Here is a 14,718-nt window from a genome sequence, read left to right on the forward strand (position 1 = left end):
GGCGCGGAGACGGAGAACCAACAGTGAGTAGTACAGCCAGACGCGGGTGGCGGACAGTCACCGGCGCGACCATCGTGGGCCTGACCGTGAGCGGGGTGGTGGCCATGGCGCCGCCCGCCGTTGCGGAATCGGCATCTGTGGTGGTGGACGGTATGAACCTCGACCGCAGTGGCAGTGCCGTGGTCAATCAAGTCGAGCGTGAAGAGATCGCACCGGGACTCGTCCACGTCAAGTGGGAACGACTCGGTCCTGACGGCTGGCAGCAGATCAACGTGCTCAAGGCCAAGTTGTCCGATTCGACGGTGAAGATGCGCTATCTGACACCGAAAACGGTGGCAGGTAAGGGTGGCACGGTCACCGAAATGACGGAAGACAACGGCGCGATCGCCGGAGTTAACCTCGACCGGTTCGATATCAACAACTCCGCAGCGGCGGCGGGCTGGGGGATCCAGGACGGCAAGATCATCAAGTCCGGCAACCCTGATGCCTCCGCCTCGATCGGCATGACCCGCGACGGACTGGGTGCGCTGGTGAACCTGGCATTGGTCGGTTCAGCGAAGTTCGCCGACGACACCGCAGTGACGATCACCGGTGTCAACGTTTCGTCGGCGCCGACCAACGGCGTCTCTCTCTACAACGCGCAGTGGGGTGACTTTTCGCGCGCGCGTACCCTCAACTCCCCGGCTGCGGGCGTCGAAGTCGTCGTGGGTTCGGACGGCAGAGTGGTGTCGGTCGACGACACGGTCGGCGAGGGGACGCTCGCTGCAGGCCACCAAGCCCTGGTCGCAGCCGACTCGAGTCCTGCCGCCGTCAAATTCCGCCAGCTCGGTGCAGGGGATCGGCTGACCATCGACTACGGCGTGAATGAGGCGAACCTCGACATCGAGCAGGCCGGTGGTGCCTGGCACCCCTTGGTGACGGACGGAAAGACAGTTGCGTTCGATGCCTCCCAGGACTACTTCTCCGGGCTCAACCCGCGCACCATGATCGGCTTCAGCGAGGATCGGCGCACCGCCTACTTCGCGGTCGTCGACGGTCGCACGGCTGTTGCGAAGGGCATGGGCTTTGGTGAAATGGGCCGCCTGATGCTCGATCTCGGCGCGGACGATGCGATCAACGCCGACGGAGGCGGGTCGAGTCAGATGAACCTACGTCGCGCTGGCAGCGAAAAGACCACCATCACCAACTCTCCTTCCGACGGCTATGAGCGTCACGACGGCGATGGGATGGGGTTGGCGCTGGCGCAGCAGGGCTCCGGTGAATTGGAAGGCTACTCCGTGGAGCCCCGGGCGCAGGGCGATGACGCTGATCGGGTTTTCACCGGCTTTCAACGCACTCTGATCGGTCGCGGATATGACGAAACTCGTTCTCCCGTCAAGCAGGACCCCACATCGTGGTCGAGCGGTGATCGTCGTACCGCGACGGTCAAGGACGGCATCGTCCTCGGGCAGGAGCAGGGCACTGTCAACGTCCGCGCCGGCCGCGGTGTCGCCGTCGGCGCGACCAAGGTGCAGGTTCTCGGTCGTCCTACGCAGTTGACCGTCGACCACAGCGTCGTCAACTTGGAGCGCAAGGGTTCGAGCAAGCTGTTGTCGATCACGGGTCGAGACAGCCAGGGCTTCACGGCTCCTGTGGAACCCGCAGACCTCAAGGTGGACAACCCCAATCCCGGCGCGTTCTCGGTTGAGCCGACACCTGACGGGCAGTTCCTGGTCACGGCAACCGGCGACGAAGGCACTGGCACGGTGACGTTCCGCAATGGCAACCTGACCGCCGAGGTCGCGGTCGCAGTACCGCTCGAAGTGCGGCTCATCGACGACTTCTCCGACACGAGCGGCTGGACGACTGCCCAGGATCGGGCCCCGACAGGTGGTATGACGGCAGGCGAGGGCCATGACGGCGCTCCCAGCATCAAGCTCGATTACAACTTCACCGAGTCCACGGGCACACGCGGTCGCTACGCCGTCGCCCCAGGTGCGGTTGCGGGCGGTTCGGGCGGGATCGACATTCCAGGTCGGCCGCAGAAGCTCTCGGTCTGGATCAAGGGCGATGGCAATGGCGCGCTCCTACGCCTCCAGGTCATGCAATCCAATGGGGTGCGCAACTGGATCGACGGAGCGGACGAGGTGACTGGCGAGCCGACTTCTCTGTACGCGACCTGGACCGGTTGGGAGCGCAAGGACTTTGTGGTGCCGAGCTCATTTGAGTTCCCGCTGAAGCTTGAGCGGATCAGAATCCTGGAGACTGTCGCGGCCAAGCAGTATGTCGGCTCGATGGAATTTTCCAAGATCTATGCCTATCTGCCGCCCGACGGCGTCAAGGCGCCGGCGAGCGAACGGATCGAAGACCCGGTCGTGACCACGACTGGCGGCACGTCCGAAGAGCCGCTGCGCGTTGCGGTGATGTCGGATGCACAGTTCGTGGCACGTGATCCCGACAGCGGCGCGGTGGCGGGTGCACGCGATGCCCTGAGGGAGATCGTGGCTGCCAAGCCGGACGCGTTGGTGATCAACGGCGACTTCGTCGACGAGGCGTCGAAGGCAGATTTCGACCTGGCTCGCGACATCCTCGACGAGGAGCTGGCCGACGCCGATTTCCCCTGGTACTACGTGCCGGGCAACCACGAAATCATGGGCGGTCCGATCAGCAACTTCTCCGATGAGTTCGGGGCGACGAATCACGATTTCAAGTTGAAGAACACCCGGTTCATCACACTGAACTCCTCGACCGGAAAGCTTGCCACTTCGTTCAGTCAGGTTCGAGATCTTCGTACGCAGCTCGATGAGGCGGCCGACGACCCCCAGGTCACCGGTGTCGTGTTGTTCTCACATCATCCGATCGACGACCCGCTGCCGACCAAGGGCAGCCAGCTCACCGACCGCAAGGAAGCGGCGATGCTGGAAGACTGGCTGACCGGGTTCAGAGCTGAATCAGGTAAGTCGGTCGCATTCGTCGGTTCGCACGTCGGAGTGTTCCATGCCGAGACGGTTGACGGGGTGCCCCATCTGGTCAACGGCAACTCCGGCAAGGGTCCTGCCTCGACTCCGGCTCAAGGTGGCTTCACCGGGTGGACGATGCTCGGCATCGACCCGGTTGAGGGACGCTGGCAGGATTCGGAGACTCTCGGCTCGCAGTGGTTGAGCGCAGAGGTCAACGCTCGTGTCGACGAGCTCAAGGTGGCCAAGCCGACCAAGGTACTCAAGGTCGGCGAGGTTTTCGACACCGAGCCGAAGGTCACCCAGGACGACACCCAGCCATTCGATCTGGCCTACCCGGTCAGCTCGCGGTGGACAGGATCTGCTGGCGTTTTCATCGGTTCGGTCGACGATGCCCCTGCGGGCAGCATTGCCGCACTCGACCCGGAGACTCAGCAGCTGACGGCGTTGCGCGCCGGTTCAGGAACGGCCGAACTGGCGGTCAATGACGGTTCGGCGACGGTCGACTTCTCCGTCACGGGCGGCGAAATCGCTTTGGACGGCCAAGCCGTGTACGGCGCGAAACTGGCAGCCAAGCTCGGTCCATGGGCCGACGGCGCTGATGTCAAGTATCAGTGGCTGCGTGGCAGCACCCCGATTGCGGGGGCGACCCAAGCAACCCGCGAGGTCGACGTCGCCGATATCGGGCAGCCTCTGACGGTTCAGGCAACTGTCTCCGGCGATGGCCGGGCCACGGTGACGGTCACCGCTGCAACGCAAGGTGCGGTCGCACCGGCAAGCCAGCAGGCACCCACGGTGGGCCTGACCGGTGACCCCGTGGTGGGTGCCGGACTACGTGCACACATGGGTGAGTGGCTTGCTGGAACCACGCTCACGTACCAATGGCTGCGTCATGGTGTGCCGATCGACGGTGCTCGTTCCAGCAGCTATCTGGTGGATGATGCCGACCTCGGCGCGCAGATCCAGGTGGTCGTGACCGGGCACCTGGACGGCTATGCCGACGCTCAGGTGACGAGCGAGGCGAGCGCGACGGTCACCCGGCCGACGACTCCGCCTGATCCAGAGCCGGTTCCCGAAGTCGTGGACTCGGCGGTACCGGTCATCTCGGGTGCAGCCAGGGTCGGGGTACGACTACGAGCTGTGGCCAGCCGTTGGGAGGCGGGCGCATCGTTCAGCTACCAGTGGCTGCGATCGGGCAGGCCGATCGTCGGTGCGACCGGTTCGGCGTACACGCCGACCGCCGCGGATCACGGCAGGCAACTCGCGGTCCGGGTACTGGGGGCGAAGGCCGGCAAGGTCGCCGTCAGCCGCGACAGCACGGTCACCGCGAAGGTGCGGCCGGGCAAACTTGCCACGAGCAAGCCGGTACTGCGTGGCAAGGCGGCGAAGGGCAAGGTGCTCCGGGTTGCCACCGGAAAGTGGAATGGCGCCAAGCTGACGTACCGGTGGTACCGCGGCACCAAGCTGGTGCGAGTCACGTCCAGGCCGAGCTTCAAGTTGGGCAAGGCCGACGTCGGCAAGCGGATCCGCGTCACGGTGAAGGGTACGAAGGCCGGCTACGAGACTGCCCAGCGCACCTCGAAGCGCAGTGCCAAGGTACGCCGCTGAGGTGAAAGGCGGTGTCGTGCGGGTCGGCTCTCTCGGGGGCCGGCCCGCACGAACGGCTTCAGGGTCCGCTCCTGCCCACAGCACCTCGAGTCAAGGCGCCGATCGGGCCCCTGTCAGTGGTCACTGGCAGGCTGGTTTGAGCCAGAAGGAGCGGTGCACAGGCTCTTGTGAAGGGGCTTCGGAGCCTCAGCGGGATTGCAGCCTTGGCGGACTGGCCCCTCTCGACGAGGTGCTCGCGCTGGCTCGGCCTGACGTCGACCTGCCATGCTGACGCGGTGACGAGCGAGAAGCGCAGTGGTCCCGTACGCCGATGGGCGCGTGCGCGTCCGAGCGACGTCGTCGACGTCTTCGTATACGTCGTGGTGCTCAACCTTGCAGTGGAGTACGTCCCTGCGGTGATCAGCGAGGGATTCACGCTCTCGCTACTGACGGCGGTGCTGCTCAAGGTCTCCCTCGAGGTGGTGCTCGCGGTGAAGGAACGGCTCAAGATCCGCCTGCTCGCGGCGACGACGAGGCGCGGCAAGATCGGTTCGGCGTTGCTGATCTGGTTGGTTGCCGCCGGGAGTAAGTTCATCGTCCTCGAACTCGTCAATCTGGCCTTCGGCGAGTCGGTCAGCCTTGGTGGTTTCTGGTCGGTCAGCGGTTTGATCGCGACCCTTCTGCTGTCGCGGGCGGCAGTTCGGCGTCTGCTCGATTGAGCACGCTCAAAATCAAGGAAGAAGATATGCGTGATGTAGAAGTGCGCCCGTGCCTGGGCGTCGAGGAGTTCCCCGCGCTGGTGGCGATCTGGCGAAGTGCCGTAGAAGCGACGCACGGCTTCTTGACGCAAGCCGACCGCCAGGAGATCGAGGACCAGTTGCCTTCGGCCTATCTGCCCAGCGTCGAGTTGACAGTCGCCGTCGTCGGCGGACGACCTGTCGGATTTGCCGGAACCGCACAGGAGAACCTGGAGATGCTGTTCGTGGACGACACGTTCCGTGGTCGGGGGATCGGTTCCGTACTGCTCGATCACGTCGTGCGTAAACAGGGGGTACTCGCGGTGCAGGTCAACGAGCAGAATCCTGACGCCACCGGGTTCTACGTCCACAAGGGGTTCGAGATCGTGGGTCGCAGCGAGGTGGACGAGGCGGGACGTCCGTACCCGCTGCTGCGGCTCCGGCGCGGCTAAACTCGTCGGATGCACCGCATCTTCACGACGAGCTTCGCGTCGGTCTATCCCCATTACGTGACGAAGGTCGAGAAGAAAGGGCGCACGAAAGCCGAACTGGATCGTGTCATCGAATGGCTGACCGGTTTCGACGCGACCCGGTTGGACGCCCATCTGGCCGCGGAGACGACGTTCGAGGACTTCTTCGCGGACGCGCAGCTCAACCCGAACGCGAAACTGATCACCGGCGTGGTGTGCGGGGTGCGGGTCGAGGAAGTCGAGGACCCGTTGATGCAGAAGATCCGCTACCTCGACAAACTCGTCGATGAGTTGGCGAAGGGCAAGACGATCGAGAAGGTCCTGCGCGCATGATGCAGCCGGAGGGCTTCGCGGCCGAAGAAGCAGTTCTGATCCACACCGATGGCGGCTGCAAGCCCAATCCTGGTCCCGGCGGATGGGGAGCCGTGCTGCGGCACGGAACCCATGTGCGGCAGATGTACGGCGCCGAACCGTCGGCGACGACCAATAACCGCATGGAGCTGACCGCCCCCATCATGGCGCTGGAAGCCTTGACCCGTCCGGTCCTGGTTCATCTGCACACCGACAGCACGTACGTCCGCGGCGGTATCACGCAATGGATGGCCGGCTGGGAGCGCAATGGCTGGCGGACGTCCGCCAAGCAGCCGGTCAAGAACGTCGACCTGTGGCAGCGACTCAAGAAGGCCTGCGAACGCCACCAGGTCGAGTGGTTCTGGGTCAAGGGCCACTCGGGAGTCCCCGACAATGAGCTGGCCGACCAGCTGGCGACCAAAGGAATGTTGGAGGCACTCACCGGCGGGTCGGCGCTCTAGCTCGGACGTCGACGTGGCCCGTGACGGTCAGCGGTCTTCGAGCGCCTCGGTGAGCAGCGCGACGAGTGCCTCGAGTTGGATATCGGCCGACGACGAGATCTCCTGATCGGAGCCGTCGAGCGCCCGGGCAGCCAGGCTGGCCTTACTGTCGATCAGCTCGGCGATCTTGCCGTCGATCGTCTGCGCGGCGATGATGCGCCATGCCGTGACGGGCTCGGCCTGACCGATACGGTGCACGCGGTCGATCGCCTGGGTCTGCTCGGCGTCGGTCCACGACAGTTCGGCCAGGACGACGTTGGAAGCGACCTGCAGATTGAGCCCGACGCCGGCGGCGGTCAGCGAGCAGACCACGATCTCGACGTCCTCGTCGTTCGTGAAGCCGTCGATCGCGGCCTGGCGGGCCTTGGCCGTCTGATCGCCGCGGATCGAGGTGAACCGGATCCCGCGCTTGGTGAAGGTCTCCTCGGCGACGTCCATGACGTCGATGTGCTTGGCGAAGAACACGACCTTGCCGACATTGCGCGACAGTTGCGCGGCGTAATCGGCCGCGAGGCCGGCCTTGGCCTGGCCGATGCGTCGCATCATGCCGAAGACGTTCTCACCGGTCTTCTCGTTGTCGGTGTCCTCGCGTTCCCACGTCGCAACCCGGCGCACGAGTTCGTGATCGATACCGTCGACGACGATGCCGGACGAACGGGTCTCCAGCGCGGTGTCGTAGCGCGCGACGAGACGACGCGCCAGCTCACGCTCGGAATCGCGGATCGAGCGTCCCATCGCGTCGTCCAGCTCGACGGGCAGATCGGCGATGCGGCGGGCCGGGATGTCAGCCGCGACGTCGACCTTGCGGCGGCGCACGATGCCCATGCTGATGACGCTGGTGCGTGCTGCGGAGTAGAAACCGGAATCGGCGGGGGACAGGCCGGTGTCTTCGAGGCGCTCCATGAGCTCGTCGAGGGGCTTCTTGTCATCAATCCAGCCCAGGAACTGCCAGATCGCGCGGAAATCCTCGATGTCGTTGATCAGCGGGGTGCCGGTCAGCGCCATGAGCAGCGGACGTGGAACCCGTTTGCGGATCCGCTCCGACAGCTCCAAAGCATGCTGTGATCGCTGCGATGACTTGTTCTTGATGAAGTGCGCTTCGTCGACGACCATGCCGCGGAAACCGAAGTCGCCCAGCCAGCCGACGTGTCGGTCGAGGACTTCATAGTTGACGACGACGATGTCGGCAAAGCCGTCGATCGAATCGCCGTCACCGTGGATCACAGTGGCCTTGCGGCTGGGCGTCCAGAGATCGGCCTCGCGCGCCCAGTTGGTCTTGACCACATTGGGCACCACGACGAGCAAGGGGTACGCATCTGCGGCGTGTGCGGCGAGCAGCGCTTGAGCGGTCTTGCCCAGACCCGGCTCGTCGGCGAGCAGGAAGGTGCGGTGTCCCTCGGCTGCTGCGGCGACGACTTGTGCCTGGTGCGGCATCAGCTCGAGACCGCCCGGGGTCATGAGGAATCCCGGTTCGGGAAGCGGCATGCACGATGACGAGCCGCCGTACTCGAAGGCACGGAACAGTGGCCCGAGCAACTCCCAGGTCGACAGTCGCTTGGGACTGGCCGATTTCTGCTCGACGGCCGAGAAGTCGGGGGCGAGGAATGGATTCGCAAGCTGGCGGGAGATGACCGATTGCGGGACCACCCGACGTTCGGCGGCGGCCGGAGTCGCGACGGTGTCGTCGGACTGGGTCGTGGTGGCCTGCTCGATACCGGCGGCCTGCAGCATCTCGCTGCGCAGTGTGTCGGCAGCGTCGGTGAAGACCGCATTCTCGTCGAGCAACGGGTAGACCGTGGGATCCAGCGCAACAGTCTGCGCCAGGATCGTGGCGACGCCGTCGAGACGCTTGAGCTGTTCGGCCCGCTGCGCGTCGGTGATGTCCTTTTGGGCTTTGACGCGATTGCGTTCTTCGCGCACGAGGAGAGCGACGACCTGGAACTTGGTCCGACCGGATGCCGTCAACGGGCCGCGTTGGGCCTTGGCCTCGACCTCGCGGACAGCACGGGCGAGCACCCGGATGATGTCGCCCTTTTCGAGGGGTCGGGCAGTGCGTTGCTGGCGGGGTGCCGTGCGAGTGTTGCCGGTCTGCCGCGGGCCTCGTCGAGCCAAGAGTTCCTCCTGTTGGAGTGCCGGACGGTCGTCCGGCGATCTGCCGACACCGTTCCTGCTGGTAGACCTGCGAAACAAGACACAGCTACGGCGGACGGGTGACATACGGCGAACTGATCGCGGATCAGATCTCGCATCACGGCCCTGAGCAATCAATGTCGCTCGGTAAGCAACGCTGCGGGGTTCGGTGTCGCATTCATGCTACCCCCGAAGGTGTCAGCATGCCTGCGAAGCCCCCCTATTTCGCGGTTTTCCTGCGGTTCAGCCGCCTGCCGGGCCGGCGTGGCTGCCGCCTGTCCGCATTGCCGCAGGCTCATTGCTTCGTGACGGCGCGAGCCATACCGCGAACAGCGTCGTGACGGGTACCGCGAGCACGAGCCCGATGGCCCCGACCAAGGTGCGGACGATCTCCTGGCCGATCTCCTCGGTCGTGGCGATATCGGCGAATCCGCGTTGGTACGCCGATGCGAGCAGCAGGATCGTCATGGCCGAACCGGCGTACGCGAAGACGAGGGTGTAGACGCTGGAGGCGATGTGATCGCGGCCGATCCGCATCGCCGAGGCGAACAATTCGGCGCCGCGAGCGGCGGGTTTCAGCGCCCGCATCTCCCAGACGGCACTGGCTTGGGTGACCGTGACGTCGTTGAGTACGCCGAGACCCGCGATGACCATGGTTCCGGCGACGATCCCCGACAAGGAGATGCCCGGAGCCGTCGCGATCAACCGCTGATCGTCCTCCGACCCGATGCCGCTGAGTTGGGTCCACCCGGTGGCGGCGAGACCGATGAGGGCAGTGATCGCGATGCCGACCAGGGTCCCGAACAGCGCCGACGTCGTACGGATCGACACTCCGTGGGCCAGGTACAGGACTATCAGCATGATGACGGTGGAGCCGACTATCGCGACCAGGAGCGGATTCTCGCCGGCGAGGAAGGCCGGGAGCATGAACTTGGTCAGCGCCAACAGCGTCACTCCGATGCCGACTATCGCGAACAGCCCGCGCCATCTGGCGACGGCGATCACGAGCACCCCGAAGATCAACGCGAGGGCGGTCAGCGGGAAGCCGCGCTTGAAGTCGAGGAACTCGTAGGACACGTCCTGGCCCGCAGGCTCGATCCTGATGACTCGGATCTTGTCTCCGGGTTCGATGCCGGCCCGGTATCGGGACGCGTCGAGGCCGAAAGTGCCCGTACCCCCGTCGACCGAGATCGTGACATTGGCGCAGTCACCGGCGATCTCGACACTGCCGTCGGGGCCCTCGCCGCCGCTGTTGCAGTTGAAGGGCGCGACCTTGGTCACGGTGGCGTCGACGGTGCTGACCCCGTCGGCGCCATACGGGTTCTGAGCCCGTGGCACGGCGTCGCTGTCGGGCCACAAAGCGACCATCGCCGCGAGCGCCACGGCCGCGATCGCCAGGACGACGACCGCCAGTGCTGTGGCCAACTGTCGACGAGGCGGACCGGAGTCAACTGTGGAGTGTGAGTGCGAATGCGAATGTGCCACGATGAAAGCGTGCCAGAGGATGACGCAGCCAACGACACGGAGCACCTTCCCGGCGCCATGGGCGGCGCCACGAGGGTGGGTCGCACCGTGCGCCGACCGACCGGCGCGTGGACCCCGGCGGTGCACGAACTGTTGACGTACTTGCACGACAACGGGCTAGGAGCCATCCCACGACTGCACGGGATGAGTGATGACGGCCGCGAGGTTTTGGAGTACGTCGAGGGGCGCGGTGTGCCGATCGATGCGGAAGTCGTGCTCGATTCGGTGCTGGAAGAGGCTGTCGTATGGCTACGGGACTTCCACGACATCGTCGAGGGGTTCCGACCAGAGGGAGCGCGGGTCTGGCGTGGTGGTGAGGCGACGCTCGGAGCCGACGAGATCATCTGCCACAACGATCCGGGTGCCTACAACTGGATCATCCAAAGCGGTCACTTCGTGGCGATGATCGACTGGGACATGGCTGGACCAGGCCGCCCGCTCGACGATCTGGCGTTCCTGGCGTGGACCGCGATCCCGCTGTACCGCGAGATCCCGATCGACGACGTCGTCCGCAGGCTCGACATCCTGGTCGACGCCTACGGCGAGTGGGGTCCGATGACGGTGCTGAATGCCGTCGTCGAGCGGATGACGACCGCCGCCGACAGGATCGAGGCAGGTCAGGCACGCGGTGATCAGGGCTTCGCCCATCTGGCCGATGTCGGCGAACCTCAGCGCACCCGCGACCGGGTCGAGGCATTTCGCGTCCGCATTCCGGCGATAGATGCTGCGCTGTGACCCACATCACCCCTAGTGTGTCTGGATGGATTCACCACTGACGACAGTCGGTCTCCCGCTGGCCCTCGGCATCATCATGTTCGGTCTCGGTCTGTCCTTGACGGTCGACGACTTCCGCCGGGTGCGTCAACACCCGCGAGCGGTCTTCATCGCCCTGGCCTGTCAGCTGATCTTGTTGCCATTGGTGTGTTTCGGGCTGGTGCTGTTACTCGACCTGCCGCCGTTGCTGGGCATCGGCATGCTGCTCCTGGCCGCCTCACCGGGCGGGACGAGCGCCAATCTGTTCAGTCACCTGTTCCATGGCGATGTGGCTCTCAATGTCACGTTGACCGCGATCAACTCGGTCATCGCGATCTTCACCCTGCCGATCATCACCAACCTCGCGATCGCGTACTACGACCGCGAGGACTCGGTGTCGCTGCAGTTCTCCAAGGTCGTCGAGGTTTTCGCAGTTGTGCTCGTGCCGGTCATCCTCGGGATGGTCGTCCGGTCGGCCCGGCCAGGGTTCGCCGCCCGCGCCGACAAACCTGTCCGGATCGGATCGGCAGTGATCCTGGCTGTCCTGGTGATCGGCATCCTGGTCGATCAGCGCGACAAGATCGCCGACTACTTCGGTGACGTGGGACTCGCGACCGGATTGTTCTGCGCCATCAGCCTGATCGTGGGCTATGTCGTGCCGAAGGCGTTGGGCGTCACTGAATCGCAGGCGATCGCCTCGTCGATGGAGATCGGGGTCCACAACGGGACGCTCGCGATCTATATCGCGGTCGAGGTGCTCGACAACACGGAGATCTCGGTGCCGGCAGCAGTGTATTCGATCTTCATGTTCGCCTTCGCCGGCGCGTGGGGTTACCTGCTGTCACGTCGAGCGGTCACGGCCAAGCCATAGATCGGTCAGTTCGTTGCGGAACGTTCCAGCGGGGTCGAGCCGATCGGCGAGCGTACGGAATCGACTGATCTGGGGATAGGCCGCGGCCAGTCGTTCGGGGGTCGTGGCGAACAGCTTGCCCCAGTGCGGCCTTGCGACGAACGGCGCGAGAGCATCGTCGAGCCGTGGCAGCAGGGCTGTCACAGCGGGCACGTCACGACGCCAGGTGAAATGCAGGGCGACACAGTCGGTGCTGTGGCTGGGACTCAGCCACAGATCATCGCCCGCGACAGTGCGGATCTCTGAGACCAGCAGCAACGGCCGGACGGCCTGAGCCATGGCCCGGACGGCCCGGATCGCATCGATCGCGTGCTGCCGGGGCAGGAGATATTCGGTCTGCAGTTCTTCGCCGTGACTCGGGGTGAACGCGAGCTGGAAGTGCGGGAGCCGGTCCCACCAGGGACCGGGCCTGCCGAGCTGGCGCGTTGTGGCGCCCGGATCGACGTCCGGGAGCGGGTGCAGCTCCCGGGTCGCGGGTCCGGCGCCGAACAGATCCGTGCGCGGCTTCGTGGCGCGCGACTTCAGCCAGACCGACGTCACGTCATCGCCCCAGTCGGTGAACATGCTGACGCTGTAGGCAGCGGCGGTGATCTCGTCGAAATGTGCCTCGGCCGCCGACCAAGGCAGGTGCTCGAAGACGTCCTGGCGTATTTCGAAGGTCGGTTCGATGTCGAGTGTCAGGTAGGTGAGCACACCCAGGGTCCCGAGTGAGACGACCATCGCCTCGAAATCCTCGTCCCCGCGCGACACATCGCGGCATCCACCATCGGACGTCACGAGTTGGAGGCCCGCGACGGCCGTGGCCAGGCTGCCGTTCGTGTCGCCGGATCCATGGGTTCCGGTCGACACGGCCCCGGCGACCGAGATGTGCGGCAGCGAGGCGAGATTGTGCAACGCCCAGCCTGCGCGATCGAGCCGCTCGACGAGTGCGCCGTGCTGGAGACCGGCCGGGACGGTCACCGTCCGGGCATTCTCGTCGAGGTCGAAACGATCGGGCAAGGCCGTGGTGTCCACGTGGATCCCGCGCGTGTCGGCGATCGTGTTGAACGAGTGACGACTGCCGATCGCGCGGACCGACGGGGCGGCCGCCACGAGTTCCTGCAATTGCTCGACACTGCTGGGTCGGTGCACGGTGGTGGACTGGTAGATCACATTGCCGGCCCAGTTTGTCTCACTCACCTGATCAGTGTGCGGGCTCGACCTCGATACGGCGAGTCAGTTCCAACTGTTGGAGGAATGGTTCATCGTGGCTCACGACGAGCAGAGCTCCTTGGAACGTCCGTAGTGCCTCGACCAGGTGCCGAAGGCTCGGCAGATCGAGATTATTGGTCGGTTCGTCCAGCACCAGGAGCTGTGGTGCAGGTTCGGCGAGCAGCAGACACGCAAGAGTCGCCCGCAACCGTTCACCGCCCGACAATGTCGCTGCGAGCTGATCGGCGGCCCGTCCGCGGAACAAGAATCTGGCCAGCCTGGAGCGTCGATCGGTCTCGGTGGCCTCTGGTGCGATGCGGGCGATGTTCTCGGCGACGGTCAGCGAGTCGTCGAGCAGATTCATGCGCTGCGGCAGATAGCGCCACGGCACCAGGACGTCGACGGTTCCGCTGGCCGGCTCGAGTTCACCGACGACGGTCCGCAGCAGTGAGGTCTTGCCGACGCCATTGGCTCCGGTCAGACCGATGCGCTCAGGTCCTCGGATGTCGAGATCCAGAGTGACGGTGCCATGCGGTGGACGAAGCTCCACGGCTTCGAGGACCCGTCGTCCCTGCGGCACCGCGGTTTCGGGCAGATCGATGTGGAGTTCGCGATCATCGCGCAGCCGGGCCTCGGCCTCGTCGAGCTGATCGTTCGCGCTCGACAGGCGATCCTTGTGGGTTCCGGTGACCCGCCCGGCGGTCTCCTGCGCAGCACGTTTGCGGGCGCCGGCGAGGATCTTGGGCATGCTGTCAGCCTGCTGGCGACCTTGGCGGGCGCTCCGGGCGAGCTTGGTCTGCGCCTCGGCGAGCTCGCGCTTCTGTGCCCGGACATCGGCCTCCGCCGACCGGACAGCGCGTTCGGCAACCTCCTGTTCGGCGGCGATCGCGGCCTCGTAGTCGTCGTAGCCGCCTCCGTACCAGCGGACGGCTCCCGACCCCGTCGGCTGAGCTTGCCGAAGCTCCCCGATGTCGTCCATCGCATTGAGCAGCTCACGGTCATGGCTCACGATCAGCAGCGTCCCGCGCCACGACGAGATGACGTCGATCAATCGTCGTCGGGTGGCCAGATCGAGGTTGTTGGTCGGCTCGTCGAGCAGCAGCACCGAGGGGCGGGTCAGCAGCAGTGCGGTCAAGGACAGCAGCACGAGCTCCCCGCCCGAAACGCTGTCGACCGTCCGATTGAGGGCGATATGGCCGAGGCCCAGTCGTCCGAGCTCGGCGGTCGTCCGCTCGGCGATGTCCCAGTCGTCGCCGATCACGTCGAAGTCCTCGGTGCGGACAACTCCGTCGTCCATCCGCTGGAGTGCCGCGAGGACCTCGGCGACGCCGAGCAGCTCGGCCACCGTGCGACGAGGATCAGCCGTCAGATCTTGAGGCAGATACGCCAATGTCCCGTCGACGGTGATCGAGCCCGACTGGACGGGCAGGTCACCCGCGACGAGTTTCAGCAGAGTCGACTTTCCGGAGCCGTTGCGCCCCACCAGGCCGTGACGGCCCGGGCCGATCCCGAGGTCGAGTCCATCGAAGACGTTGCTGCCGTCGGGCCAGGTGAATCGAAGGTCGTTGATTGAAATAGCTGCACGCATGTGCGCTCCATGAGGTCGATGGAATCGCGCGCACCGTCGTC

11 protein-coding genes are annotated in these 14,718 nt (G+C 65.3%); 7 read left to right on the forward strand and 4 right to left on the reverse strand.

Features of this window, described 5'->3' with window-relative positions; all coding sequences use genetic code 11:
• Nucleotides 1-23 precede the first annotated feature (23 nt).
• From ACXJKC_RS18495 to rnhA, 5 genes are all read left to right on the forward strand, one after another.
• Nucleotides 24-4,544, forward strand: coding sequence for a phosphodiester glycosidase family protein (locus ACXJKC_RS18495; RefSeq protein ID WP_456698217.1), 4,521 nt, complete (start codon nucleotides 24-26; stop codon nucleotides 4,542-4,544).
• A gap of 275 nt (nucleotides 4,545-4,819) precedes the next feature.
• Nucleotides 4,820-5,242 carry a hypothetical protein gene (locus tag ACXJKC_RS18500; RefSeq protein ID WP_456698218.1) on the forward strand — a complete coding sequence of 141 codons (423 nt, stop codon included), beginning with the start codon at nucleotides 4,820-4,822 and terminating at the stop codon, nucleotides 5,240-5,242.
• A 26-nt stretch (nucleotides 5,243-5,268) separates the two neighbouring features.
• A complete protein-coding gene (locus tag ACXJKC_RS18505; protein ID WP_456698219.1) occupies nucleotides 5,269-5,712 on the forward strand; it encodes an acetyltransferase in 444 nt (147 codons plus the stop codon).
• A gap of 9 nt (nucleotides 5,713-5,721) precedes the next feature.
• Complete coding sequence (locus ACXJKC_RS18510; RefSeq protein ID WP_456698220.1) at nucleotides 5,722-6,063, forward strand: DUF2200 domain-containing protein; 342 nt, start codon at nucleotides 5,722-5,724, stop codon at nucleotides 6,061-6,063.
• Entirely contained in the window at nucleotides 6,060-6,542 is a 483-nt protein-coding gene (gene rnhA, locus ACXJKC_RS18515; protein WP_456698221.1) for a ribonuclease HI, read from the forward strand. Before ACXJKC_RS18510 ends, rnhA begins: the two co-directional genes overlap by 4 nt.
• Nucleotides 6,543-6,569: 27 nt before the next feature.
• Here rnhA and ACXJKC_RS18520 read toward each other — a convergent pair whose 3' ends face one another.
• Both ACXJKC_RS18520 and ACXJKC_RS18525 read right to left on the reverse strand, forming a co-directional pair.
• Nucleotides 6,570-8,693, reverse strand: a complete 2,124-nt coding sequence (locus tag ACXJKC_RS18520) for a DEAD/DEAH box helicase (protein ID WP_456698222.1) — start codon at nucleotides 8,691-8,693, stop codon at nucleotides 6,570-6,572.
• A gap of 261 nt (nucleotides 8,694-8,954) precedes the next feature.
• Nucleotides 8,955-10,196 carry a YibE/F family protein gene (locus ACXJKC_RS18525; RefSeq protein ID WP_456698223.1) on the reverse strand — a complete coding sequence of 414 codons (1,242 nt, stop codon included), beginning with the start codon at nucleotides 10,194-10,196 and terminating at the stop codon, nucleotides 8,955-8,957.
• A 9-nt stretch (nucleotides 10,197-10,205) separates the two neighbouring features.
• Between ACXJKC_RS18525 and ACXJKC_RS18530 the strand changes: the two genes are divergently transcribed.
• Complete coding sequence (locus ACXJKC_RS18530; protein WP_456698224.1) at nucleotides 10,206-10,970, forward strand: phosphotransferase; 765 nt, start codon at nucleotides 10,206-10,208, stop codon at nucleotides 10,968-10,970.
• 25 nt (nucleotides 10,971-10,995) lie between these two features.
• Nucleotides 10,996-11,859: a bile acid:sodium symporter family protein gene (locus ACXJKC_RS18535; protein ID WP_456698225.1), complete on the forward strand. Its 864-nt coding sequence runs from the start codon at nucleotides 10,996-10,998 to the stop codon at nucleotides 11,857-11,859.
• Here the strand turns inward: ACXJKC_RS18535 and ACXJKC_RS18540 are convergent.
• Together ACXJKC_RS18540 and ACXJKC_RS18545 are read right to left on the reverse strand one after the other, a co-directional pair.
• Nucleotides 11,830-13,077 (reverse strand): FAD-binding protein, encoded by a 1,248-nt coding sequence (locus ACXJKC_RS18540; RefSeq protein ID WP_456698226.1) that lies wholly within the window; start codon nucleotides 13,075-13,077, stop codon nucleotides 11,830-11,832. The genes ACXJKC_RS18535 and ACXJKC_RS18540 overlap by 30 nt on opposite strands.
• Nucleotides 13,078-13,081: 4 nt before the next feature.
• Nucleotides 13,082-14,677 (reverse strand): ABC-F family ATP-binding cassette domain-containing protein, encoded by a 1,596-nt coding sequence (locus ACXJKC_RS18545; protein WP_456698227.1) that lies wholly within the window; start codon nucleotides 14,675-14,677, stop codon nucleotides 13,082-13,084.
• Nucleotides 14,678-14,718: the final 41 nt, after the last annotated feature.

The sequence above is a fragment of the Aeromicrobium sp. P5_D10 genome (assembly GCF_054049535.1).

Coding starts and splice junctions, on each gene's coding strand:
- rnhA (WP_456698221.1), top strand. CDS start 6,060: ATGATGCAGCCGGAGGGCTTCGCGGCCGAAGAAGCAGTTCTGATCCAC.
- ACXJKC_RS18510 (WP_456698220.1), top strand. CDS start 5,722: ATGCACCGCATCTTCACGACGAGCTTCGCGTCGGTCTATCCCCATTAC.
- ACXJKC_RS18505 (WP_456698219.1), top strand. CDS start 5,269: ATGCGTGATGTAGAAGTGCGCCCGTGCCTGGGCGTCGAGGAGTTCCCC.
- ACXJKC_RS18535 (WP_456698225.1), top strand. CDS start 10,996: ATGGATTCACCACTGACGACAGTCGGTCTCCCGCTGGCCCTCGGCATC.
- ACXJKC_RS18545 (WP_456698227.1), bottom strand. CDS start 14,677: ATGCGTGCAGCTATTTCAATCAACGACCTTCGATTCACCTGGCCCGAC.